General features: G+C 61.9%; 23 protein-coding genes and 1 tRNA gene. 13 read left to right on the top strand and 11 right to left on the bottom strand.

Annotation, left to right across the window (positions count from 1 at the left end):
* Window positions 1-8: 8 nt before the first annotated feature.
* The gene (locus tag HKK80_RS00605) at window positions 9-1,043 is read right to left on the bottom strand and encodes a mechanosensitive ion channel family protein (RefSeq protein WP_411797672.1); all 1,035 of its coding nucleotides are present in this window, start codon (window positions 1,041-1,043) and stop codon (window positions 9-11) included.
* A gap of 148 nt (window positions 1,044-1,191) precedes the next feature.
* On the opposite strand from HKK80_RS00605, the gene trmB reads away from it, so the two are divergent.
* Window positions 1,192-2,241 carry an HTH-type sugar sensing transcriptional regulator TrmB gene (gene trmB / locus HKK80_RS00610; protein WP_411797673.1) on the top strand — a complete coding sequence of 350 codons (1,050 nt, stop codon included), beginning with the start codon at window positions 1,192-1,194 and terminating at the stop codon, window positions 2,239-2,241.
* 118 nt (window positions 2,242-2,359) lie between these two features.
* Here trmB and HKK80_RS00615 read toward each other — a convergent pair whose 3' ends face one another.
* The 3 genes from HKK80_RS00615 to HKK80_RS00625 all read right to left on the bottom strand — a co-directional run bounded on the left by HKK80_RS00615 (window position 2,360) and on the right by HKK80_RS00625 (window position 6,297).
* Window positions 2,360-2,926 carry a hypothetical protein gene (locus tag HKK80_RS00615; protein ID WP_411797674.1) on the bottom strand — a complete coding sequence of 189 codons (567 nt, stop codon included), beginning with the start codon at window positions 2,924-2,926 and terminating at the stop codon, window positions 2,360-2,362.
* Between the two features lie 86 nt (window positions 2,927-3,012).
* Entirely contained in the window at window positions 3,013-5,145 is a 2,133-nt protein-coding gene (locus tag HKK80_RS00620; RefSeq protein WP_411797675.1) for a signal peptidase I, read from the bottom strand.
* Window positions 5,146-5,163: 18 nt separating this feature from the next.
* Window positions 5,164-6,297, bottom strand: a complete 1,134-nt coding sequence (locus tag HKK80_RS00625) for a DUF5305 domain-containing protein (protein WP_411797676.1) — start codon at window positions 6,295-6,297, stop codon at window positions 5,164-5,166.
* Window positions 6,298-6,605: 308 nt separating this feature from the next.
* Between HKK80_RS00625 and HKK80_RS00630 the strand changes: the two genes are divergently transcribed.
* The 7 genes from HKK80_RS00630 (at window position 6,606) to HKK80_RS00660 (ending at window position 14,586) form a co-directional block, all read left to right on the top strand.
* Entirely contained in the window at window positions 6,606-6,803 is a 198-nt protein-coding gene (locus HKK80_RS00630) for a dodecin (protein ID WP_021039911.1), read from the top strand.
* Window positions 6,804-6,861: 58 nt separating this feature from the next.
* Window positions 6,862-7,767, top strand: coding sequence for a response regulator (locus tag HKK80_RS00635; protein WP_411797677.1), 906 nt, complete (start codon window positions 6,862-6,864; stop codon window positions 7,765-7,767).
* Between the two features lie 7 nt (window positions 7,768-7,774).
* Window positions 7,775-10,165, top strand: coding sequence for a GAF domain-containing protein (locus tag HKK80_RS00640; RefSeq protein WP_411797678.1), 2,391 nt, complete (start codon window positions 7,775-7,777; stop codon window positions 10,163-10,165).
* An 84-nt stretch (window positions 10,166-10,249) separates the two neighbouring features.
* The gene (locus tag HKK80_RS00645) at window positions 10,250-11,827 is read left to right on the top strand and encodes a cryptochrome/photolyase family protein (RefSeq protein ID WP_411797679.1); all 1,578 of its coding nucleotides are present in this window, start codon (window positions 10,250-10,252) and stop codon (window positions 11,825-11,827) included.
* Between the two features lie 289 nt (window positions 11,828-12,116).
* On the top strand, window positions 12,117-13,646 hold the full coding sequence (glpK, locus tag HKK80_RS00650) for a glycerol kinase GlpK (protein ID WP_411797680.1): 1,530 nt from the start codon (window positions 12,117-12,119) through the stop codon (window positions 13,644-13,646).
* Window positions 13,647-13,720: 74 nt separating this feature from the next.
* Window positions 13,721-13,996, top strand: coding sequence for a ubiquitin-like small modifier protein 1 (locus tag HKK80_RS00655; RefSeq protein WP_411797681.1), 276 nt, complete (start codon window positions 13,721-13,723; stop codon window positions 13,994-13,996).
* A 59-nt stretch (window positions 13,997-14,055) separates the two neighbouring features.
* Window positions 14,056-14,586, top strand: coding sequence for a DUF5817 domain-containing protein (locus tag HKK80_RS00660; RefSeq protein ID WP_411797682.1), 531 nt, complete (start codon window positions 14,056-14,058; stop codon window positions 14,584-14,586).
* Between the two features lie 30 nt (window positions 14,587-14,616).
* Here HKK80_RS00660 and hmgA read toward each other — a convergent pair whose 3' ends face one another.
* Window positions 14,617-15,840: a hydroxymethylglutaryl-CoA reductase (NADPH) gene (gene hmgA, locus HKK80_RS00665; protein WP_411797683.1), complete on the bottom strand. Its 1,224-nt coding sequence runs from the start codon at window positions 15,838-15,840 to the stop codon at window positions 14,617-14,619.
* Between the two features lie 75 nt (window positions 15,841-15,915).
* Complete coding sequence (locus HKK80_RS00670; RefSeq protein WP_411797684.1) at window positions 15,916-16,890, bottom strand: alpha/beta hydrolase; 975 nt, start codon at window positions 16,888-16,890, stop codon at window positions 15,916-15,918.
* Window positions 16,891-17,150: 260 nt separating this feature from the next.
* Between HKK80_RS00670 and HKK80_RS00675 the strand changes: the two genes are divergently transcribed.
* From HKK80_RS00675 to HKK80_RS00690, 4 genes are read left to right on the top strand one after another with little or no spacing between them, the layout of a single operon-like run.
* Complete coding sequence (locus HKK80_RS00675) at window positions 17,151-18,425, top strand: glycosyltransferase (protein ID WP_411797685.1); 1,275 nt, start codon at window positions 17,151-17,153, stop codon at window positions 18,423-18,425.
* A gap of 44 nt (window positions 18,426-18,469) precedes the next feature.
* Complete coding sequence (locus HKK80_RS00680; protein WP_411797686.1) at window positions 18,470-19,177, top strand: DUF1405 domain-containing protein; 708 nt, start codon at window positions 18,470-18,472, stop codon at window positions 19,175-19,177.
* Between the two features lie 47 nt (window positions 19,178-19,224).
* Window positions 19,225-20,280 carry an NAD(P)/FAD-dependent oxidoreductase gene (locus HKK80_RS00685; protein ID WP_411797687.1) on the top strand — a complete coding sequence of 352 codons (1,056 nt, stop codon included), beginning with the start codon at window positions 19,225-19,227 and terminating at the stop codon, window positions 20,278-20,280.
* Between the two features lie 36 nt (window positions 20,281-20,316).
* Window positions 20,317-21,126 (top strand): CehA/McbA family metallohydrolase, encoded by an 810-nt coding sequence (locus HKK80_RS00690; protein ID WP_411797786.1) that lies wholly within the window; start codon window positions 20,317-20,319, stop codon window positions 21,124-21,126.
* 11 nt (window positions 21,127-21,137) lie between these two features.
* Here HKK80_RS00690 and HKK80_RS00695 read toward each other — a convergent pair whose 3' ends face one another.
* From HKK80_RS00695 to HKK80_RS00715, 5 genes are all read right to left on the bottom strand, one after another.
* On the bottom strand, window positions 21,138-21,512 hold the full coding sequence (locus tag HKK80_RS00695) for a response regulator transcription factor (RefSeq protein ID WP_411797688.1): 375 nt from the start codon (window positions 21,510-21,512) through the stop codon (window positions 21,138-21,140).
* Between the two features lie 91 nt (window positions 21,513-21,603).
* Complete coding sequence (locus HKK80_RS00700) at window positions 21,604-22,074, bottom strand: hypothetical protein (protein ID WP_411797689.1); 471 nt, start codon at window positions 22,072-22,074, stop codon at window positions 21,604-21,606.
* Window positions 22,075-22,205: 131 nt separating this feature from the next.
* Window positions 22,206-22,988 (bottom strand): nucleotidyl transferase AbiEii/AbiGii toxin family protein, encoded by a 783-nt coding sequence (locus HKK80_RS00705; RefSeq protein WP_411797690.1) that lies wholly within the window; start codon window positions 22,986-22,988, stop codon window positions 22,206-22,208.
* A complete protein-coding gene (locus tag HKK80_RS00710; protein WP_411797691.1) occupies window positions 22,985-23,821 on the bottom strand; it encodes a type IV toxin-antitoxin system AbiEi family antitoxin domain-containing protein in 837 nt (278 codons plus the stop codon). The genes HKK80_RS00705 and HKK80_RS00710 overlap by 4 nt, the downstream gene beginning before the upstream one ends.
* A 426-nt stretch (window positions 23,822-24,247) precedes the next feature.
* Window positions 24,248-24,320, bottom strand: a tRNA-His gene (locus HKK80_RS00715).
* A 132-nt stretch (window positions 24,321-24,452) separates the two neighbouring features.
* On the opposite strand from HKK80_RS00715, the gene HKK80_RS00720 reads away from it, so the two are divergent.
* Window positions 24,453-24,905, top strand: a complete 453-nt coding sequence (locus HKK80_RS00720; protein ID WP_411797692.1) for a DUF5814 domain-containing protein — start codon at window positions 24,453-24,455, stop codon at window positions 24,903-24,905.
* Window position 24,906: the final 1 nt, after the last annotated feature.

Here is a 24,906-nt window from a genome sequence, read left to right on the forward strand (position 1 = left end):
CGGTGGACTCACTCGCCGCTGTCGGTCGATAGGTCGTCGCCGGATGGGTCAGCGGATCCCGTCGTGTCGGCGGCGGCTGTCGGGTCAGCGGCCGACTGGGGGGCCTCATCTGCCGGCGAGCCGCCGGAACGGATCGCCTCCCCAAGGGAGTCATCAGCCACCAGCTGTCGGTGCGGGTAGGCCATCTCAAGCTCGGCGTCGGCGTCGATGAACCGCTGGCGGATCGCGGTGCGAACCGCTGATTCGACGGTGGCGATCTTGTAGGGTTTTGTCACCCAGTAGCGCAGCCGGAGCAACACGCCGCTGTCGGCGAAATCGGCGATGAAACAGCCGGGGCTGGCAGGGTATCGCGCGCTCCCAACGCGGATATCCGGCCCGCCGTTGATCACGTCGTCGGTATCCCGGGCGGCCAACTCCATCTGGCGGCGGGCCTCCGGAATCTCGGAGTCGTAGGTCACCAACACGTCCAGCGAGAGCCGGGTGCGTTCGTCCTCCGCGGAGTAGTTGGTCACATCCCGATCGCGGACGTTGCCGTTTGGAATCACCAAGAAGGTGTTGTCGAGGGTGAAGATCTTGGTGTAGCGGATCGTGATATCGTCGACGAACCCGCGGGTACCCTCATCAAGTTCGATCATATCGCCGATCTCGAAGGGTTGGTCGGCCAACACGAAGATCCCGTTGAGGACGTTGCCGACGATCGGCGCGAGGATGATCCCGACGACCGCCGAGAAGACGGTCACCGAGAGGACGATGTTGCCGAGCTGGAGGCCGACAAGCGAGCCCGCGATGATGAGTGCGATAGCGATGGTGCCACCGCGAACGCCGCCCAACACGATCTGGGCGACGCTTTGGCGTTCGAACCGGCGGGCGATCGGCCGACCCAACAGGCTGACAAGCAGCTTCGACAGCGAGACACCGAGAGCGACAACGAGCAGGGCGGCACCGATCCGGTAGCCAGGGAACTGTAGCCACGCTGGTAGCAGGCTGCGAACCACCTCGGCGGCTGCGGCCTCCGTCGTTCCAGCCGGCTGGGTGGAGGTCATTGGCTGCACCTCTTCGCCAGCGCGAAAAAGGCTTGTCCTCCGGGCTGCCGGGGGCGATCGGTGGCTCGGTCGAAACATACAATCTTCCGAAACAGGGTGCAACTCGGCGGAGAGTAAATTACATACAGACGGGCTCGAAGAGGGTGGTATGGCAGACGACCTCCGGACGACGCTCGAAGGCGTCGGCGAGCGGTTCAACCTCGGCGAGTACGAGATCGACGCCTACCTCGCCGTCCTCGAACACGGCGAGCTCACCGCCAGCGAGATCGCCGACCGCACCGATATCCCCCAGCCACGCGTCTACGATACGGTGCGCAGCCTCTCGGATCGCTCACTCGTTGAGTTGCGGGAGTCCCGCCCGATGCAGGTCGTCGCCATCGACCCCGAGACGGCGTTTGGCGATCTCCAGTCGTCGTTTACCGAGTTGGTCGACGAGCTAACCGCGCGGTACACCGCGCCGGCACGGGACACCGAGGCGGTGTCGCTGGTCAAATCCCAGGCGACGATCATCCGGTATCTCACCGAGATCATCGAGGGCGCGGCATACGAGCTCACGCTGTCGCTGACGCCGACCTTACTGGCGGAGTTTGAGGACACATTGCGGAGCCAGATCGACGCCGGGGTCAGCATCGAACTCCTCCTCACCCCTGCTCGTGAGGCGCCCGATCCCGACGCCTTCGACTACCAGGCGGTGGCGACGACCGTGCGGGCCCGCCGGGGGATCACGACGCCGGTACTCGCGGTCGCCGATGGAACGGATTCGATCTATGCGACCCAGGATGCCCTGCGGGATGATCGGGATCGCTACGGCGTCATCTTCAGCCGCTCCGCGCTGGGCTTTCTTGTCTCGGGCTTTTTCGAGACGGTGTTGTGGACGACCGCCGAGACGCTGTCGACGACGCCGACCGAGCGGGCGTTTCCGCGGCGGTATGCCTCGATCCGCCGGGCGGTCAAGGATATCCGGGCTCTCGGCGGCGACTTCTATGCGACCGTCGAAGGCCGGGCGACCGAAACCGGCGAACCGGTCGTGATCAGCGGGGCCGTCGAAGAGATCGAGTTCCGCGAAAACGAATCGGTCGCCGCCCTGCTTGTCGACACCGGCGACGAGCAGATCCGGGTCGGCGGCCTTGTCGCCGCCTACGAGGCGATCGAGGGACAGGCGATCCATATCGGTCGGGAGTCGCCACCTGAGGTGTAGTCAACGACGGCGGTGAGCCGGGCCGGGCGGCCAGCGAACAGGAGTACCTCAGCAACAGCAGGCACAGACCAGTGCTGACTCGATTCCTACCCTCACGTTGCGGCGACATCGTACCCGGTCACGGTGTGTCGTCGCCGCTCACAGAATCGCTCTCCTCGCTCGGATCGCCAAGGCTGACGCGCTCCGACTGTTGCAGATGAACAAGCGAGGAGATCAGATACGCCACCAGCAACACCGCCGCAACGACCCCCATCGAGACCGCCTCGGGCAGCCAGCCGAGATAACTAAACCCAAGCACGACGCCGCCCAGCACAGTCAACCCGAGATAGTACACCGACCACGGCACCGTCTCCTCGGGGACGACCTCAAGATAGACATCGAGGTTTCGGGCTTTCGCTGTTGAGGACAACCGGTCGCCGTCGACGGTGATCAGCCCGGCATCTTCCAGCTTCGAAAGATGGTGCTGTTGGATCGACGTGTAGACACGCTTTCGCTCGGCTGAGGTGATCTCGGCGATCGGCTTGTCGTACTCCCAGGCGGCGACCTGTTCGGCGACATCCGACAGCGTCGTCTCGCCGTCGGCCTGATTGCAGGCGTACAACACGTACCGACGGCGGTGGCTGCTCAACACACTAAACAGCGTATTCTTCGTTTCCCGGGCCTCCGGGGAGATGATCGAACTCATCAGTTGGGTGCCGATACGTCGGCTCTGTGGGAGAGCACAAACTGGAGCTACTTAACCGTAGGATATCCGTCCCACCGAGCGGATCGCTATCCGTCGTCGACATCGTGGCCGGCCGACCGCAGCAGCTCGACGCATTGCTCTCGGGGATAGTCGACATCGTAGGTGTCGGCCAAATACGCCTGCAGCGTCGCCGGCGTCCACGCCTCGGCGTCGTAGTCGGCGGCCGACGGTGGGTCGTTGAGCGCGGTGATCACCGCCATATACTGTTCGTCGCTGAGGCCGTCACCGCCGCCCAGCGACGCGAAGTCGTCGGCAGCCGTTGCGGTATCGGGCTCGTCGGTGTCGCTGTCGGGCACCTCATCGGGTGAATCGGGCGGTGACGGCGGGGATGTATCGCCGGCAGCCGGCGGATCCCACAGGGTGTCTTCACCGCCCGACTCCGCGGTGAAATCCGCGTCGTCGGCATCGGTGGCTGTCCCCTCCGCTGCGGTGGCAGGCTTGTGACCGTTGTCATCAGCTGTGTCGTCGCCACCATCGTCAGGGTCGCTCCCGTGAGCATCGTCGCTTGCGGCCCCCGGTTCGGGCTCGAAAGCGGATTCAAATGCCGCCCGCAGCTCCGGATCGACGACCGGGGCATCGGCGTCAAGGGGGGGATCGGCGGCCCTGTCAGTGCCGGCGTCGCCGCTCGGTGGCTCTGACCCTGCCGCATCGTCGGATAGGTGACCAGCCCGTCGGAGGAGTCGCTTACAGTCCTCTCGTGGGTAGTCGACCCCATACGCTTCGAAGAGGTGCCGCTGTAACAGCGGCAGCGACCACGCGTCGGCATCAATCCCGGCGTCGGCGGGCGGTGCCTCAAGGGCATTGTGAACCTCGACGAGTTCCGAATCGGTGAGCGTTCGGCGTGGGTCGTCGTCGGTTGGCTGCGACGCCGGTGTCGACGCGTCGCTCGCGGCGTCCGGCGTCGGCGTGGGCCCGAACGCCTCAGGGCTGTCATCGGAGCCAAACCAGTTTCGGCGACGGGCGGAACCGCCACCAGGCGGGGGTGGCGGACTCGATCCCAAACCACGCAGGAGGAACGCCGGCATGATCCGGCGGAGCTCCTCGCCGAGTTCCAGTTCTCGTTTCCGGGAGCGCAGCCGCAGCCGATCGGTGCCGATCGTCGCCACCGACACTCCGACGACGATCCCCCCAACAAAGAGGTTGATCGCCGCGATGGCGACAACCGGGTGGATCGCATGCAGGCTGGCGATCAGCGACGGCGGTAACACGACCAGATACCGATATTCGCGGACAAACCGCAGGTAACTCCCCGTCTGATCGGGGGCCTGCATCGTGATAGATGTCTCTACGGTGCTGCGTCTCGGGACGTACATCTGTGAGTCACTGACCGCGACGCCGTCGCTTGCGGCCTCCAAAAACACCACCACCGGCAGGTAGCCGCTGTTCTGCATCGCGTATGTCACCTCGCTTTCGCCGCCGACGGGAATGATCTGTTCGTTGTCGGTTGGCGACTCCGAGCTGAGGATCTCATACTGGTAGACACCGGAGGGCAACAGCATCGAGATGTTCAGCGGGATGATGACAACCAACGCCAGCACCGCGATCACGATGATCGCATTGTCGAAGGTTCCACCACGGGAGCGGCTCCGCTGGCGTTTGTCGGTCGCGCCGGTGATCGTCCCGTACACAAACAGCACGAGACCGGCGACCATCGCGGCCGTCGACAGCGTCGTCACCTCGATATCGAAGCCGAGTGGCACGAGCACAAACTCCTGTATCCCGGTACCGACCGACCGCACCGCACTAACGGAGGCTCCAAGCCCCGGGATGGTAACGATCCCATCACCGATCGTCAACGCGACCGCCCGGATCTGGCCCTCCGAAACGGGGGGTTCATCGCCGTCCTGATCGGTAAACGGGTTGGCGTCACCCTGCGTGATATACCCCTCGTCGGTGATATCGACGACCCGGTGGGTCGTCAGCTCACCCCCGCCGAGATTCTGGGATTGAAACAGGATCACGTCGCCGACTTCGGGGTCATCCGCGATGGCCGCCGGCACCGCGAGATAGCCGTCGTTGGGATCCAGCGTCGGGGCCATGCTCCCTGTTTCGACAAACACGATCGCCGGCTGGCCGACCAGTTGGCTGACCAACAACAGGATGATCGCTCCGACCACCAGCCCGCCGACGACGTACTGCAGGAATTCCGAGGGTTTCATCGGTCGTCTCCCTCCAGATCAGAACTCATACTCATCGAACTCATCGATGGTCGTATCCGCGTAGCTGATCAGCCAGTCGCGGGCCGGCGAGTCCGGCTGGATGTAGATGTAGATGTAGGTGTCGTCCAACACGGTGCTGACACCCAGCTGCTCGTCTTCGATCACGCGTTTGTTGGTGTCGATCGCCACGTCGACCAACCCCTCTAAGCTGTCGACGAGGACGGTCTGTTCGTACTCCCGCTCGGAGGGGAACTCGCCGGTGGTGATCCACTCGGAGAACCGCTCGCGGGCCTGCTCGATCTCGATGAGCTCCTGTTCCTCGTCGGTGAGCTCGGTGTAGCCGGAGTACCGGAGCCCGAGCACGACGACCAACAGCATGACGACGACGCCGAAGGCGATGATCGAGCCGTAGGCCGACAGCGGCGACGGCTCGGCCAACACCTCGACGGTCTCGAAGGATTCGTGTGTCTCATCGACGGTCACGGGATCGTTGACGCGGAACGTCGACGGCGAGACAACGATCGGAAGCTCGCTGCGATAGGTCGTCTCGACGCTGTCGCTTTCGACCTCGCCGGCAAGCTCCGAGACCGAGACGACCCGAACGTCAACGATCCCTTCCGTTGAATCAAGCTGCTGTTCGACGGTGCCGATCGTCCGCAACACCTCACGGATGTCGACGGTGAACTCAACCCGGTGGGACTCACCCGGATCGATCGTCTCGCTGTCGGCGGCCAGCGGCTCGGAAAGCTCCCAGTAGGTTTCGGTCATATTGCCGTTTTCGATCCGGCCGCCGCGGATCAGCAGATAGGTGTCGGTGGTTACCTCGACGCTGCCGCTGTCGGCGGTGTACGCATACCGGTAGCTGCCCTCTAGCCGATCTGAGAGCGCGGTGTAGTACAGCGGCCGATTGCGTGCGCGTTCACCGGCGGCAAACGGCAGGCTATCGTTGGTGATCGGCGCGCTGTGGCTGAACGCCGTCGACTCCGACCACTGTTCGGTCAGCCGCTGTTCGGTCTCGACGCTGGGTTCGAGATTGATCTGGTAGGCCCACCAGCCGACGCCGGCGGCCGCAAGGAGCAACACGACGATGAGGACGAGTGCCCACTCGTTGAGAAACGAGCGAAGCTTGAGCGAGCGGTCGATCTCCGCCATCTATCGACCCCGGCGGCCGACCGCTATCGTTCGACAGCGATCGAGCACCCGCTCCGGCCGGTAGGGGCATCCTGATCGCTGACATCGCTGCATACCGCCACAGAGCACGCCAACCGGGATAAGTGCAGTGCCTACGGAGGTGGCCCTACAGCCGGTCGTCGTCGATACGCTCGGTGATTGCTCGCCACGGGGAGGCTACCGAGGCTCCGGATCGATCGGGCAAAAGTATCAGGGGTTTCCCGACAGCCGCCACCGGTGCCGACTCGGCAGGGGGCTTTTTATCTGCTGGCGTGGAAGCCTGAGGTGCAATGGTACACAAGAAGGTCACACTGATCGGCACCAGCACGGATAGCTTCGATGCGGCCGTCGACGACGCCATCGCCCGCGCCCGCGACACCTTAGAGAACCTCCATTGGGTCGAAGTCGAGGAGTTGGGCGTCGAACTCGCCACCGCCGACGACAAGGAGTATCAGGCGGAGGTCGAGGTCGCCTTCGAGCTCGAATAGTCGCTACAGCAACTATCCGCCCCAAAGTGATTTTACACCTGCTGCTCGTGGTACACCCATGAACGACAGCGGGCCACTCGGCACCACCGGTGCGTCCACAGCCTTCCGCGACGCCGCGGCTCTCCTTGCGGAGCCGTGGCCACCGGTCGTTCTCCGACTGTTAGCCGACAGCGACGGGCTGACGTTCGGGGAACTCGACGAGGCGTTGCCGGAGATCACCGAGGATCTACTGGCCGAAACGCTGTCAACGCTGGAAGCCACCGGTGGGCTCGAACAGGTCAAGATCAGCAACCATCCGCCGGAGTTTGCCTACGTGCTAACGGATCGCGGCGCGGAGTTGGAGGCGATCTGTCGGCGGCTCGCAGACTGGGTTGACACCGCCCCTGCGGAGGAGCGGATCATCGTCGTCGCCGACGACGACCGGCGTGTCGCCACCATGCACACCGCCTGGCTCTCCGGGGAGTATGCGGTACGCACCGCCCACGACGGCGATGAGACGATCGAGGAGCTTGGCCCCGAGGTCGACGTGCTCGTCCTTGATCGTCGGATGCCAGGGCGATCCGGTGACGAGGTGTTGGCGTGGCTCCGCGAACAGGGGTACGACACCCGTGTGGTGATGATCACCGCCGAGGAACCGACCGAGGAGCTCTTCGATCTCGATTTCGATGAGTATCTCACCAAGCCGGTCTCGGAAGCCGAGTTCAAATCCGTCGTCGCCGAACTGATCGAACGAAGCGAGTACGACAGCCAACTCCAGGCGTATCTCGCCCGGCAGTCGACGGTCGACGCTCTCCAGACGGCCGACGGTGACGACGACGCCGATGAGGCCGGTGGAAGCGACAGCAACGAGGCGGTCGGCGATGACACAGCCCGCCACCCCACCGACGAAACCCAAGAACAACCAGACGGTGGTTCCGAGGAGACCGATCCCGGCAGGTTCGTGCGGTCAGAGGAGGGGAACTGATACTCCAATGGTCGCCGATGATAGCGTCGCGCTGGACGATGACGCGTCGGTCGCGGCGGTGCTCGGTCGCATCGACGATGCCGTCTACGCGCTTGACACCGACTGGCGGTTCACCTTCTGTAATGAGCACGCCGCCGAACTGCTTGATTCCGATCCGGACGAGCTGCTCGGCCAACCGCTGTGGGAGGCGTTTCCGGAAGCCGCCGAGGGGGTCGTCGGCGAGGAACTTCACACCGCGATGGAGACCGGCGAGGCGACCCGCTTTGACATCTACTACGAGCCGCTGTCGCGGTGGTTTGCGGTGCGCGCCCACCCAAGCGACACCGGGCTGACCGTGCTCTTTCGTGATCTCGCCGACGAAGACGGCCACGACCTCGATTTACAGCGCAAACAACGGCTCTTCGAGGCGGTGTTCGAGCAGACCGCAGACGCTCTGATCGTCGCCGACGGCGACCGGCAGATCACGGATCTCAACCCAACCGCGGAATCGCTGTTCGGCTATACAACCGAGGAGGTAGCCGGCCAGCCGGTGTCAACGCTGTACGGCGAGCCAATCGGTGCGGACGACGACCCTCCCCCATCCGGCGACCAGCCATACGTCCTCACCTACGAGCGGGCCGACGGCACAACCTTTGAGGGTGAGACGCTCACCACGACGCTGACCGGGCCAAACGGGGCGGCGTTGGCAACGCTGGCGTCGATCCGTGACGTGAGCAGCCGGATGGCCTACGAGCGACAGATCGAGGCCAGAAACGATGCCCTCCGACGGTTTCACGCGATTACGACCGACGAAGAGCGATCCTTCGAGGCGACAGTCGAGTCGATGTTGGGGCTGGGTGTCGACTACCTCGATGTCGATATCGGGTTCTTTGCCAGCATCGACGGCGATCAGTATACGGTCGAAGCCGTCGAGCCGGACAGCGCGCCGATCGACGCCGGCGAAAGCTTCGATCTGGCGGCGACCTACTGCAAACAGGTAGTCGCTGCCGGCGAGCCGGTCACATTCACCGGCGGCCCGGACGACGAAGCCACCGACACGGCGGCGTATGGAACCGACGGCCTCCAGACGTATCTCGGCGTGCCGGTTGTCGTCGACGACGCGCCGTACGGGACGCTCTGTTTTGCCGCCCAAGACAGCCGACGCGAGGGGTTCACTGACGGCGACACCGCCTTCGCTCAGATCGCCGCCCAGTGGCTGGGCTCGGAGCTTTCGAGCAACGCCTTCGAGGCCAAACTCACCGCGCTCAACGAAACCGCCAGACAGCTCATCGCGGCGGAATCCCGGGATGCCATCGCCGAGATCACAGCCGAGCGGGCGGCGGCGGTGCTCGACCTGCCGCTCACCGGGATCTGGTGGTACGACGCCGACCGTGAGGCCCTCGTGCCGGCGACCCAGACGGCAGCAGCAGCCGAACTGATCGACGACCAGCCGACATTCCACCACGGCGATTCCGTTGCCTGGGAGGTATTCACCGACGGCGAGACCCGTGTGTACGGCGACCTCACCGCCGCCGAGGAGCTACACAACGAGGAGACGGTCTTCGGCTCGGAGGTGTTGGTGCCGCTCGGCGATCACGGCGTGCTCGTTACCGGCGCGACGACACAACATGCCTTCTCGGAGACCGATCGCACGCTGATCGACGTGTTGGCAGCGACGGTCACCGCCGCCCTCGATCAGACCGAACGCGAGGCGGTGCTACGGGAGACCCAGACCGAACTCGAAGCCGCAAACGAGGAGCTCGCGCTGTTGAATCAGGTCGTCCGCCATGACATCAAAAACGATGTGGCGGTGATCCTAGGCCACGGCAAAAGCCTCGCCGACCGCCTCGATGACGACAGCGCGGACGCCCTCCAGCCGATGTTGCGAGCGGCGAGCCATATCACCGACATCACCGAGACGGTCGGTGAGTTTCTTGATGTGCTCGGTGGCGACGCCGAACCGACACTGGAGCCGATCGATCTCACCGCGGTGGTGACCGACGAATGCCGGAAAGCACGCGATACCTACGACCACGCCGACATCCGGATCGATGACGGGTTTCCGACCAGAGTCGAGGTTGCGGCGACGGAACTGCTCTCGTCGGTGTTCCGAAACCTGCTCACCAACGCCGTCACCCACAACGACAAACCGACCCCCGAGGTGACGATCAGCGGCGAGGAGCGCGGCGACAGCGTCGTCGTCCACGTCGCCGACAACGGCCCCGGCATCCCCGAGGATCGCCGCGATGAGATCTTTGGCCGCGGGGAACAGGGCCTGGAGAGCCCCGGCTCGGGGATCGGGTTGTACCTCGTCGACACCCTCATCGACATCTACGACGGCGACATCGAGATCAGGGACAACGACCCTGAGGGAAGTGTATTCACACTCACCCTCCAGAAAGCTGAGTCGTCGTCGTAACCCGCGATGCAGGCTGTTGCCGGCGATCATCTTCGTGGTTGAACGCAGCTACACGGCTAAGTGTGCGGGCCTGCTACCGGGTGTATGCAACAGCCGATCGTCGGCGACCCGCCAGACTACGCCCTCAACGACACCGACGTACCATGGGTGCTCGGAACACAGCTCACCACACGATCCGGACCGATTGCGCGAGCCCCCGAGGGGTCGACGGTGCTGATGATCGAGGCCCACGACTTTGCAGCCCGAAAACCGTACCATCACCACAAGCTGACGCTGGTCTTTGCTGCGATGCGACAGTTTCGGGATCACCTGCGCAACGCCGGCTACGAGGTCATCTACATCACGGCCGACAGCTTCGCCGACGGCTTTGCGGCGTTTTTCGACGACCACCCCGACGCACGGCTGGTGGCGATGCGGTCGCCAAGCTACGGCTCAGAACGCCGGTTTCGGGAGTTAATCGCGGCCGGCGGCGGCGACGTGCGGTTCGTTGACAACGAGCTGTTTGTGAGCACCCGGCAGGCCTTCGACGAGTGGGCTAACGCCGACCCCGACGACGAGACGCCGACGTTCAAACACGAGTCGATGTATCGGTGGCTGCGCCGTGAAACCGGCGTGTTGATGAACGGCGACGAACCGACCGGCGGGGAGTGGAACTACGACGACGAGAACCGTGAGGTTCCCGACGAGACGTGGACAGCCCCGCCGGCACCGTCGTACGAACCCGACGAGCTAACGGCCGAGACGGCCGCCTGGGTCGAAGATACCTTCGAGACATGGGGCGACACGTCGGTTGACAGCTTCCCGTGGCCCGTGACCCGCACGCAGGCGATTGAGGCCCTCGATCGGTTTCTCGATGAGCGGCTTGAGGAGTTCGGTCAGTATCAGGATGCGATGCGGGCCGACGACTGGGCGATGGCCCACTCGCTGTTGGGATCGTCGATCAATCTCGGACTGTTGCATCCGGTAGAGGTCATCGACGCGATTACTGACGCTTACGAGTCTCGTGACCTTCCGCTCAATGCGGTTGAAGGCTGTATTCGCCAGATCCTCGGCTGGCGAGAGTTTATGCGACACGTCTATCGGCACGCGATGCCGGCCCTCGCGGAGGCCAACCAGCTTGATGCGACCGCGTCGCTGCCGGCGTTCTACTGGGATGGCGACACCGAGATGGAGTGTCTCTCAGAGACGATCGGTGCTGTCCACGACCGCGGGTATTCCCATCACATCCAGCGGCTGATGGTGTTGGCCAACTTTGCGACGCTGTGGGGTGTCGAACCGAGCGAACTCAACGACTGGTTTCACGCAACCTACGTTGACGCCTACCACTGGGTGACAACCCCGAATGTCATCGAGATGGGCCAGTACGGTCACGGCGTCTTCGCCACAAAACCGTACGTCTCCTCGGCGAACTACATCGACAAGATGTCCGATTACTGTGGCGACTGTCAGTACTACAAGACAAAGACGACCGGCGAGCAGGCCTGTCCGTTCAACGCCTTGTACTGGGACTTTCTCGACCGAAACGAGGACAAACTGCGGAGCAACCACCGCATGGGGCTGATGTATAGCCACGTCGACGACAAACAGGAAACCGACGAGCTGGCGGCGATCCGCGAGCGTGTTGCCGAGCTTCGAACGAAGGCTGCTGAGGGGCGGCTCTGACCGGCGTACCCGAAATAAGCGATATATGATGTAGCTAACATATCAGACACACATTTATTTACATCCGTTTCGAGCGTGAAATGGATGTATATATGATTATAATCGACCTTTTCTCAGTTTCAGCAGAAACTAACATACAAAAATAAACATGATATATCCTAAAGGATCATGTTTATACTGGTGGTTTCTGTATACTCAGTATGGCTCGGGTGCTACTGGCGAGAGCGCGATTCGACCAGGAGTGCCAGCACTGTCGCCACGACGCCCGCCATACTACCAGGTGATATCTATGACAGACACATACGTTGGGTCAATCGACCAAGGGACGACCGGTACCCGCTTTATGGTCTTCGACCATGACGGGAACGTCGTATCGCAAGCCTACGAAAAACACGAGCAGATCTATCCGGAGCCCGGCTGGGTCGAACACGACCCGATGGAAATCTGGGAGAACACGAAGCTCGTCATCAACGAGGCCCTCGACAAGCAAGGCCTTGACGCTGACCAGCTTGAATCGATCGGGATTACCAACCAGCGCGAGACTACAATTATCTGGGACGCCGAAACCGGCAAACCAGTACACAACGCTCTCGTCTGGCAGGATCGACGTACCACCGACCGCGTCGAAGAAATCCAGGAAGCCGGCAAAGTAGAGGAGATCCGCGAGAAAACGGGTCTCGAATGTGATGCGTACTTCTCGGCGACGAAAGCTGAATGGATTCTCGACAACGCCGATCCGATCAAGCTCCAGCGATCGCGGCCAGAGGATGTCCGCGACCGCGCCGAAGACGGCGAGCTCATGATGGGTACCCCGGACACGTGGGTCATCTACAACCTTACTGGGAATCACATCACCGACGTGTCCAACGCATCCCGGACGATGCTCTACGACATCAACGAGCTCGAATGGGACGACGAACTCCTCGATGAGTTCAACGTCCCCGAGGAAATCCTGCCCGAGGTTCGTCCGTCCTCCGACGACGAGACCTACGGTTCCACGGACGCCGATGGCTTCCTCGGTGCCGAGGTGCCCGTTGCAGGCGCGCTCGGCGACCAGCAGGCCGCGCTGTTCGGCCAGACCTGCTTCGACGCTGGCGACGCCAAGAACACCTACGGTACCGGCTCGTTCATGCTGATGAACACCGGCAACGAGGCCGTCAGCTCCGATCACGGCCTCCTCACCACCATCGGCTTCCAGAAATCCGGTGGCGACGTGCAGTACGCCCTTGAGGGGTCGATCTTTATCACCGGTGCCGCGATCGAGTGGCTCGAAGACATGACGCTCATCGAGGACGCTGCGGAGTCCGAAGAACTCGCCCGCAGCATCGACTCGACTGACGGCGTCTATGTTGTCCCTGCGTTCACTGGCCTCGGTGCCCCGCACTGGGATCAGCGCGCACGTGGTACCATCGTCGGCATGACGCGAGGGACGCGACGCGAACACATCGTTCGCGCGACGCTGGAATCCATCGCCTACCAGACCAAAGACGTGGCTGAAGCGATGGTCTCCGACGCCGACATCGACCTCTCCAGTCTGCGTGTCGACGGCGGAGCGGTCAAAAACAACTTCCTCTGTCAGCTTCAGTCGAACATCATCGGCACGGAGATCGTTCGGCCGGTCGTCGACGAGACGACCGCCCTCGGTGCCGCCTACGCCGCCGGCCTCGCCGTCGGCTACTGGGACACGGTTGACGAACTCCGCGACAACTGGCAGGTCGACCGACGCTTCCCCGTCGACGAAGACGCCGACATCGAAGTCAACTACGACCGCTGGAAGGACGCCGTCGAGCGCTCCGAAGACTGGGCACAGGACGAGTAAGCCGTCCCAAGCTTTGGTATTTTTTGCCGCGGTGTCGACGAAACGCTCATACAGCAGCGCGCCGACCATCGCGTATGCGCTGGAAGCTGTTTGCGGATCTTGCCGAGCGTGTCGGCGACGACGAGATCGATGTCTTTGTCGACGACAGCGAACCGACCGCCGGCGACGCCCTCGACGCGCTGGTGGCCGACTACCCCGAGTTAGAAGAGCGGGTGTTTACAGCCGACGGCGAGCTCGAATCACATCTCAATCTGCTGCGGAACGGCGAGAACGTCAGCGACACCGGCCTCGCCACGCCCGTCAGCGATGACGACGAACTCGCGCTATTCCCCCCGGTCAGCGGTGGGTAACCGAACGCTGCCGCACCACGACCCACAGACTCAACACGGGACACCGAGACAACGAAAACATGTACGCGGTTGTCGGCTGCACCAACTGCAGCATGCTGTGGCTCCTCTCTGATCCCGACAGTGCGGACTCCGCGACGTGCCCGCGATGTGAACGAACTCACCAAACGAGCAAGCTAAAACGCTTGTTCGAATCCGAAGATCGATCGGCAGCCAGAGAAGCCCGATCGGCGTTGCTGGCGAAAAAACAGGGCGACTCCGAAACCTTCGCGGATGTCGCGCATGTCTCCGAACTTGAACAGCAGGCCGACGAGGCCGGCATCGACGACCGCGAGTATCTGGAGGAATCTGGAATCGACGCCGACAGTGTCGCTGCCGCGAGCGAGACGACGCGCGAGACGGCTGGGTCACACGATGAAATCGTTCGGGAAGCCGTCCGCGAGGCCGGCGACGATGGCCGCCCGACAGAAGGCGAGATCGTCGACTATGCTACCGATCGTGGCGTGCCGGAAGAAAAAACGAGCAAACTTCTCGAAAAACTCTGTCGGGCGGGTGACGCCTCCGAAAGTCGCGGTCGGTATCGACTGCTGTAACTCGCGGCAGCGACTGGCACCACCTTGCCGTCAGCGACCCAGCGATTCGTGCGCACTCGACAGATGCCGCGAGCCGAGTGCGGCGAGCAGTGAGAGTTCGCCCGCCAACGCGCCGACAGCGATCGCCTCCGCGAGCGCGTCGGCGTTGCTGCCGGCCGGCTCGCCGCCGCCAGCGACGCCGAGAATCTCGAGGGCTTCCGACTGGGTCGGCAGCTTCGTCCCACCGCCGACGGTGCCGACTTCGAGACTCGCCAGCGACACCGACATGTAGAGATCGCCGTCGTCGGTTTCCTCGGCAGTCGTGATTGCGTTCGCGCCCTCGACGACCTGGGCTTCATCCTGGCCGGTCGCTAGGAACATCGCCGCGACCGGATTAGCGACGTGCGCGTTAAATCCGAGCGCGCCGGCTTTCGCCGAGCCGAGCAGATTCTTTCGAGTATTGATTTCGGCGATGGCTTCGGGCGTGGTATCGAGCGTGTCGACGACTTCGCTCGGGACGACGACATCCGCGGTCACCGAGCGGCCGCGACCCTCGACAGCGTTGATCGCGGCGGGTTTCTTGTCGGTACAGAGGTTCCCCGACAGCGCGACCAAGGAGGCGGCCGTTTCCGATTCGACGACCTCGCAGGCCGCTTTCGTGGCGATGGTGACCATGTTCATCCCCATCGCGTCTTTTGTATCGTACTGGAATCGAAGATAGACGTTGTTGCCGACGACGTAGGGCGTCACGTCCTGTAGCTCGCCGTGACTGGTCGTCTCCTCGGCAGCCTCCCGCAACGCGGTTTCGTTGTCCCGCACCCACTCGACGAGCGCGAGGGCTTCGGCCACGTCGGTGACGCTGAACACCGGTGCGCGCGTCATCCCGGCCTTCGTCACGCGAGCGGTCGCGCCGCCGGCCTTGTTGATGACCGAACAGCCCCGATTCACGGAGGCCAGCAGCGCGCCCTCGGTCGTCGCCAACGGGAGGTAGCGTTTGTCGTCCAGTGCGCCCCCATTGATATCGACCGGGCCGACAACGCCCAGCGGCACCTGCACGGTGCCGATCATATTTTCGATGTTTGGTTCAGCGACCTCCGCCGGGAAGCCGTAGTCGCCGATCGCCTCGCAGTCGGCGTCGCTGGCGGTTGCGACGACCTGCCGGCGGACGGCGGCGGCTGTGTCGGAATCAGTGTGGTCGGCCAGTTCGTGGAGGCGGAGCTCGCCGGCCTCGACGTGCTCGACGAGATCGGCCACGCGGTCGGCGTCTGCGGTCATAGCAGGGCCTGCGGGCGGCGGTTGCTAAGGGTTGTCGGTTGTCGCTGTCGACGGCAGCAGCCAGTCGCCGCGCGATCACTGCCGATGGTCGACTGTCGACTGAAGGAACGTGAGCTGGTGACCGACGACCGTCTCGAAATCCGCATCGAAGACGCTCATGTGGTCTGCCGGGAGTTCGATGTACGTCGATTCCGGAATCCGGTCGGCGGCGGCTGCCGGCCCCTCGGCGGGAACGATCTGATCCTGACTGCCACCGATAACGAGTGCGGGACAGCGGATTTCGTCGGCGGTCGTGATCGGTCGATAGCCGGGTAGTGTGAGAAAGATCCGTGCCGGCAGTCGATTGACCCAGTCGGAATCGCGGTCGACCGCATCGAGGATCGCTCGCCGCGCGCCGGGAGCGGTCAACACCGCGAACTCGCCGGGCTCGTCGACAAGTTGTACGTCGTGGCCCCGGCCGATCTTCGAGCCAACGGCGTCCCGCAGGCCAGCAAGCGTTGATTTGAGAAACCGCTTTGGCTGTCGGAGCGACCGCCGGAGTTCCTGTCGGCCGTCAACGAATGGAGCTGTTGCGATCACGCCAGCGATCCGGAACTCGTCGGCAGCGACCGAGAGGACATGGCCGCCTGAAAACGAGTACCCCCAGAGGACGAGCCGGTTGCTGTCGACGGCGTCGGTGTCGATCATCGCCTCAATTGCGGCCTCGTAATCAGCGATCTGTTTCTCTGGCTCGGCGAGTTGCCGAGGCTCACCCTCGCTGTCGCCGTGATGTCGGAAGTCGAAAACGAACGCGGCGAAGCCGCCGGTCGCGAATCGCTCGGCAACCGCCGGGAGGACGAAGGATCGCCACATGCCGAGGCCGGGTGCCATCACCACGACCGGTGGCGTGTCGATGTCGGCAGGGAGATACAGCGTCCCCACGCAGGTCTCACCGTCGCTGTCGAACTCGATGGTGCGGGTCGAGTAGGTCTCCGGCGTCGGGCGGCGAAGCGTCTGCTGGGCTCGTGCGTTCGGGCGGCGACGGCCACGAGGGCGAGCTGATTCGCTCATGGGGCCTCCGAAGTGGGTGTCGCTGCGTTGATCATACAGTTCCTCTGTCGGCTGGGAACTAAACCGTTGACCTGCCGGTTCGGGTGGGAGCGATTCGAGACAGTCGTTTGTGAGTGATCGGAGAAAACCACCCATAAGCTCATAAGCCGGCTGATTTCAGCGTGGCTGACGCTCACCCGTGTTTCGGGGCTTTTATACTGGATAGGAACAACGTGGTTGGATAGCATCCCGTTATGAAAGCCGCCCTGAAAGCACAGCTCATGCGTGCGTTCGAAACCCTCGGATGGGCCGGCACCGCCCTCCTGTTGGTGGGTGTCGGCCTCTATCAGGGGATCCAACAGACAGTGCTTACCGTCGAGCTGCTGTGGCTCTCGCTTGAAGTCGTCTGGCTCGATGCCATCTCGGCCAGCCTCGTGTTTACTGGCTTCCTGCTCTTTACCGGACTCCTATTGATTCACGAAGTTGCGACACCCGCGAGTAACGTGACTGAGATCACTGACGGCCCCACGCTGACGGCCATCATCCCGGTGTACCGCGACGGCAGCGTCCTCGGCCGCAGCGTCGAGAGCCTCCGGGAGTCGAGCTACGAGAACCTCGAGATCGTTGTCGCCTGCGAACCTGACGACGAGGCGACGATCACGACCGCCGAATCCATGACCGACGATGTCGTGTCAGTCATGATCAACGAGTATCCGGGCTCGAAAGCCGGCGCGATTCAGACGGTCGTCGAGCGATCCGCAAGCGACGCATTCGCCGTCTTCGACGCCGACGAGATCGTTGACGAGTCGTTCCTCGCCAGCGGGATGGGCGCGCTCCACGTCGAGGGCTACGACGTGTTTCAGGGTCGCCGTATCCCCGAGCCGACCGGGCTCGTCGAGACGCTGGCGTACTGCGAGCGGGTCACGTTCCACGCCAGCTACAAGCTGGTCGAACTCACCGGATTCCGCAACTGCCGGAGCTCCTCGACCGTTTTCACCAGAGACGCCTACGAGACGGTCGGCGGCTACGACGACCTGCTGACCGAGGATTTGGCCTTTGCCCACAAATGCTATCGCCACGATCTGTCGGTTCGACAGGCCCGAAACTACACCAGTCTGATGGAAGCCCCGCATACGCTCGCGGATTTCTGGGGCCAGCGCAAGCGGTGGCGGATCGGACAGGTCGAGGTGCTGCACGCGACGCTGACCGGACGGCTCACCGACGGGATCCGACACCGCCGCTGGATTTCGATGTCGCGGATGATCACGAGCATCGGCGGGAGCATCTTCCTGTTGGTGTTGCTCTCGAAGCTGTTCGTCCTAGTGTTGCTCAACGCCACACTGTACTACCTGCTGCCGATCGTCGCCACCGCGCTTGTCGCCGCCGGTGTCGGCTGGGCCGACTCACGGGCCGGCGATATCGGCTCTGTTGTCCCGATCGCGCTCGTCGCACCGCTGGTCTACCCGGTCTTCGGCGTGTTGATGCTCCGGTCGGTTCTGGAGTACGCCCTCAGCTGGGATGGCACGTGGTACCACGTCGAGAAGACGGGTGCCTGACCGGTATCCGCGTCACTTATTGAACTCGCCGACCCACCGCAGGTATGTCCCGACTGCTGCGTGACCGGCAGTCCCTCCCCGCCCGTGATGACCTGCCGTGGTGGCTGTCGCCGGTGCCAACGACGCTGGAGAACCTCGGCTTCCGGCTCGTCTGGCTCGTCGTCGCCATCAACCTCGCGGGCACCGCCTTCGGATTTTGGTACTACCGGGCGCAGTTCGCCGCGACGCCAGCCGAGATGTGGCTGTTCGTCCCCGACAGCCCGATGGCGACGCTGTTTATCGCCGGCGCGTTCGCGCTGTGGGCACTCGGACGGCAACACGATACGCTGACCGCGTTGGCCTTCTTTGGGAATATCAAACTCGGGCTCTGGACGCCGTGGGTGCTCGTTGTCTTCGCCGAGGAGTTCCTTGCGTTCACTCCACTGCCGCTGTATGCGTTTCTCCTTGTGAGCCATCTTGCCATGGTCGTCCAAGCGTTTGTGCTCCACCGAATAACCGACTTCCCGGTTCGGGCGGTCGGCCTTGCGGTGTTGTGGTATACGGTCGATCTCACGGTTGATTACTTTATTCCGATTATCGGCGAGCCGCATCACACAGTGATCCCGCTGGCCCGCGAGACGCCGGTCGCGCTGGAAGCGACAGCGTTCCAGCTGGCGGCGTGGGGGGCAGTTGTCCTGACCATTATCCCGCTGTTTTGGGCGTTGGCAACGCGGGTGCGGAAGCACAACAGCGAGCGGCCACGCGATAGCTAACCGAGCGGCGACGAGAGGTTTTACCGGCTGGCACGCCACCGATCAGTATGTCCACAGACGACGAGAATCGACTCTGTATCGTGGGTGCCGGACTCGCCGCAGCGGGGATGGCCGACGCGCTCAGCGACAAGCCGGTGTCGGTCACGGTGCTCGAAAAGAGCCGCGGCGTCGGCGGCCGCGCGGCCACCCGCCGCCGCAACGGCTGTCGGTACGACCATGGCGCGAACTACATCAAAGACAGCGACGAGCGAACCCGCGAGCTGTTGGAGTCGCTCGGCACAGACGGTCTCGTCGATATCGACGCGCCGGTGTGGCCCTTCGATTCCGACGGCACGATCTCCGAAAGCGAGCGGCCGGAGGCCCACAAATGGACGTGGGAGGCCGGCATCACCCAACTCGCAAAGCGGTTGTTCGGGCGGACTGACGCTGAGATCCGAAAGGAAACCCGTGTCGACGCGCTTCGAGAAGAACCAGCAGGCTGGACACTCAGTGATACAGACGGGACAACACACGGCCCCTTTGACGCGGTCGTGTTGACACCGCCAGCCCCCCAGACGGCCGATCTCCTCCGGGCGACGGAACTTATCGACGGCGACGGCGATCTCGCTGCGGCCACCGACGCCGTCGATCAGGTACCGTATCGGACAATTCGGTCGCTCCTGTTGCACTACCCCTTCGAGATCGACCGCCCCTACTATGCGCTGGTCAACAACGACCGCGACCACGACATCGGCTGGCTGGCACGGGAATCCTGCAAGCCCGGCCACATACCGACTGGTGAGGAACTACTGGTCGTCCAGATGGCTCCCGACTGGTCGACAGCAAACTACGATATGCCGCTCGACGACGCCGCAACTGAGATTGCTGCGAAGGCCGCTCAGCTGCTCGATGATGACCGCCTCACGGAGCCGGACTGGGTCGACGATCAGGGGTGGCGGTACGCACTCCCGGATGCTGGCGTCGACGGCGAGGCCATCGAGCCGCTGGAAGCACACGGCCTCTACGTCGCCGGCGACTGGGTTGTCGGCGAGCCACGGGCCCACGAAGCCCTGTGGTGTGGGGTCGACGTTGGCGAACGACTCGCGGCGGCGTTATTCGACTAGCGAGTACAGAGCTTTTTGTCCGTGTAGGGCATCGTGATTTGTATGGCAACCCTCCAGATCGATTTCCATGTTCACTCGGAGGGCTCCTACGATGGCCACGAGCCGGTCGAGCTTATCCTCGAACACGCCGCCGATATCGATCTCGACGCCGTCGTCATCACCGACCACGACGTGATCCACGAATCCAAGCGTGCAGCCGATCTCGCTGCCGACTACGGCCTCATTGGGATTCCCGGCGTTGAGGTTTCGACCGCCCACGGCCACCTGCTTGCGATCGGTGTCGACGAGATGCCACCACGCCGTGCCCCTTACGAGGAGACGGTCGCCTGGATCCGCGACCACGGCGGCGTCGCCATCGTCCCCCACCCATTCCAGCGCACCCGCCACGGCGTCCGCAAGAAGAACATCCCCGATGTCGATGCGATCGAGACGTTCAACGCCTGGCTGTTTACGGGCTACAAAAATCAGCGCGCCCGGCGGTACGCCGAGGCCTACGGCTATCCGACGGTCGCCGCCAGCGACGCTCACACGCTGCCGTACGTCGGCCGCGCATACACCGAGATCACGATCCCGGGGGTCGACCGCCAGGCGGTCAGAAGCGAGGACGTGCTGACGGCGATCCGCGAGGGTTCGACGGCGGTACAGGGACGACGTGCGCCCGTGCCGATGGCGGCCAGACACTACGCGATCGGCGCGGCGCGAAAAAGCGGCTACTACGCGAAGGTTGGGACGCTACAGACGGCCTCCTATGCCAGATTCGGGACGCTCAAAAGCGGGTCGCTGCTCAAAACGGGGCTTGAAAAGGGAACGATCGGCCTTAAAAACCTCGTCGCAGCACTCCGGTAACTGGCGGGAAGCTACCGTGTTACCGGGAAATCAAGCACATCGTCGAACTCCTCGCGGAGCGCTTCGGTGTCGACCGGTTTTGTCACGTAGCCGTCGGCACCGGCACGGGCGGCCTCCCGCATCTTTTCATTCTGTGAGACGCTGGTGACCATCACGATGGTTGTCTCCGGAGAACGAGATTTGATCCGCCGGAGCGATTCGATCCCGTTGAGCTTCGGCATCATGATATCCATCGTGATGACATCCGGTCGCTTGGCTTCGAACACCTCGATGGCCTCCTTCCCGTTTTCAGCCGTGCCCACGACATCGAACCAGTTGCCGATCGTGTTCGAAACGATGTTCCGCTGGAACGAGGAGTCGTCGACGACGATCGCCCGCTGGGTCATAGCAACACGTTACCAGGTGAGTATATAATGGTTGCTCATCATGGTACCGGGTGCGATCAGTAACGGTCTGCAGCCGCCGAGATGGTGCAGGTCACTCCCGCGGAGACACTGAGAGTGTCGTGAGGTCGACACGCCAGCCGCGGAGAAACCGCCCCAGCACCCACAGTCCAGCACCAAACGAGATGAGGTACAGATACCACAGCTCCCAGGCGGCTTGCAGAAGGGTACGCTCGACGGCGATCCGATCAGCTGACCGCAACGTCCCGTGGGCACCAACCGCGGTTCCGATGGTTGCGTCAGCAACCTGTTTGCCGGTGAGCGTGAACCGAACCGGCTCGCCACGGGGTTCGGTTTCGATGATGACCGGGTCGGTTGCAACCACGGTTCCCCACACCGTTACGGCGTCGCCGGCGGCTACATCACCGTCGATGGCGATGGCTTCAGGGCCGGGATATCGCCCGTCTGCCGCATTTGGCGCGAGTGTGCCATGCCACACTGAGAGGCCGGCCAACAGCCCAACAAGGAGTGCAACAGCGAGCAGTCGGCGGCCGCGGGGCGTCATTGGATCAGTATGTCGATAGTAGGCTGAAAGCTATTGGGATCACGGGATGGCACAGAGAGAGTCAGAGGCGAGAATCGAACCTTCCGAGAACAAGTACGAAAACACCTGTAACCAAATGACGCCCGAGTTCTTCATCGGAGCTTCTGAAGGTAGTCGGTGATCTGGTTGATAACTGTGTCAAAGTCTGGTTTGTCAGTGACAAGCCTGTCGAGTGCTTTGTTCCAGTACTGTCGTACGTCTTCGATGTCTTCAGGCGGTACTCCGTTTCCAAGGTCGAGTTGAACGTTTTGTTGCTCGGCTTTGGTTTTGAGGGCAGCTGCTATCTCTTCTTCAGCGAATTCTCGCTGATTCAGCAACCGGTAGATATCGTAGTAGTCTCGTGCACGGGCACGTTGGTATAAGCTTCGAAGCTTCTCTACCAGTATTTCCTCAACCGAGTATGCTTGAAGCTTGAACTCGGGAACATCTTCGAAGTCATGCGTATGAGTAGTCGAAGTGAAAAACATGGATTCGTCCAAGGTGAGATCTAACTGTGTCGTGTTTTTGTGCCCGAGAACCGCTTCGTACTGGATGTCCACTTGGATGTACTCGGGTGGGTCGCCAGCAGTGTAGAAGTTCGTGATCTCAAACTCGATCCCGGATTCGGACTCAGCCTTGTCCAGTGCTTCCCTAAGCGTTGGCTTTACACTTGAAACTGGTTGTGTGGCAGTGAAATCTAAGTCTTCGGAAAACCGCCAGACCTCGGGAAAATACAGTTTGCTGAGTGCAGTACCGCCTTTGAACACCAGTTCTTCACTGAGACTTGATTGGTAGATTGCGTAGAGAATCCATGAGTTGACGTAGTTTTTCTCCGCAAGGCCTGCGGTAACACTGTCTTGACGTGCCAAGGTTCGAACCCGTGCATCTGAAATCATCGTCGTTCACCCGCCTCCAGCACTTCGTCCTCAGGGATATTCAGGAGAAGTCGGTACTTGCTGGAATAACTTCCTTCGTCCCCTCTTGTAGAATCAAGCTTAGAGTAACCCTTGGTAAACCCTTCCTCCAGCTCATCTCTACGAGGTAGATTAATATCGAAGCGGTCTGTGAGGTAAACGAGGCGTTTGATCGCCGCTCCATTCCCTATTTCAAGCAAGTGGGCAGATACCACTTCCCAGTCGATACTTCTCTGTTCGGCTCTGGACACCGCCTTAGCAAGCTCAGTAATCCCACCGCAGTATTCAGGATGGTCAGCACAGTCAACCAACGTCTTCTCTACTGTAGCCACGTTTACCGGTTTCTGGGTGTTGATCAATTTTGTTCCATACCCGAAGAACTTGTCTTCCGGCAGAGTAACGAACTTGTATTCAACATTGTGGATTTCCTGAGTTGGAACCCGACTCGTCGTGGCTGCATACACTGTCAACGGAACCTGTTCTGTTAGATTGTGGTGGTTGAGTGCCGTCCAGTAACCGATATACATCTCGTCAGCAAGGTGAGAAGAAATAATATACTCATGCTCGGTGTACTTAGCTTTCTCACCGGCTTCTAAAGGAACAATGAGGTAGACACCGCGTTTCAATCTGTCCAGCCACTTCTTGTTCGCCAAATTGTAGGCGATCTTCTTAGCCTTCTCACTGGATACATCCAACACCTCCTCAATATCTGCTATCGTGATAACGGTCTTATTCTTCGCAGCTAACCGAGTCAACGCCAACGCCTCTCGCTTCGACAAACCACTCTTTATACTTTCTTCACTATTAGTACTCATATCAAGTACTTCAACAACATAGAATATAATATTGGCTGTTTAAAAACCTATCTCCGAATTCCTGATTCTCTTTTGTTTGAACTTCTCCTCACAGTGTTCTATTCGCGGTGCTCTAACGGAGCACACGCTCACAAGGAGAGAAGTTCGGAGAAGGTTCAGGGGCGAGAATCGAACCGAAGCCAGACGTGCTCGCTGACGCTGCGCGCGACTGGCAGGGTTCGATCTCTTCAGATGGACTTGTAGCTCCTCGCGTAAGTGCTCGGAGCAAAAAGGTCCAGGGGCGAGAATCGAACCTCAGTCGTTTCGCTCACTGCGTTCGCTTCACTCCCTGCTTCGATTCTCTTTTGCTTGACCTTCTCCTCACAGAAGTCTATTCGCGGTGCTCCCTGCGGAGCACACGCTCACAAGGAGAGAAGTTCGGAGAAGGTCCAGGGGCGAGAATCGAACCCGCGTCTCAGCCTCCACAAGGCTGAAGGATAGTCCACTACCCTACCCCGGACACGCATCCCATCGTATTCCACTCGGGAAGATATACGTTACGACTCGGGGACTCCGCGGGAACCGCTGGCATCCGACGATCGACCGCCGAGCGCGACGTTTTTGTCATCGCCGCCGCTATCGTGGGGTAGCTGTGGCCATCACGGACAAGATCTACGTCAAAAACCATCGCCAACTCGCCTCGCAGTTGGATACGAGCTTCCCGAAAAGCGCGTTCGCGGGAGCAACGCTTGATCTATTGTTTACCGGCGATAGCCTCGCCAAACTCGATAGCACGACCCGTGATCGCGTCCTCGATTTCTCGGAGGATTTCCTCGACTGTAGCTGTGAGTCCCATCCCTACTGTGGCTGTGCCGAACGGAAATTTATCAACTACCTGCTGGAGCTCCGCGCAGAGGGGTTCGGCCCCGACGCCATCGTCGACGTGATGGGCGACGACTACATGCTGTATGCCTACTCCGGCGATATCCTCTCATTTCTCGATCAGTCAGTCCGAACGCTGGAGGCCGCCGAAGCACTGGCTGATATCGAAGACACGGGTCGGAGCAAAGAGATCCGCACCGCAAAACGAGACCTCACGGGCTAAG

The organism is Halonotius sp. F2-221B (genome assembly GCF_046719765.1).
Lineage (GTDB): Archaea > Halobacteriota > Halobacteria > Halobacteriales > Haloferacaceae > Halonotius.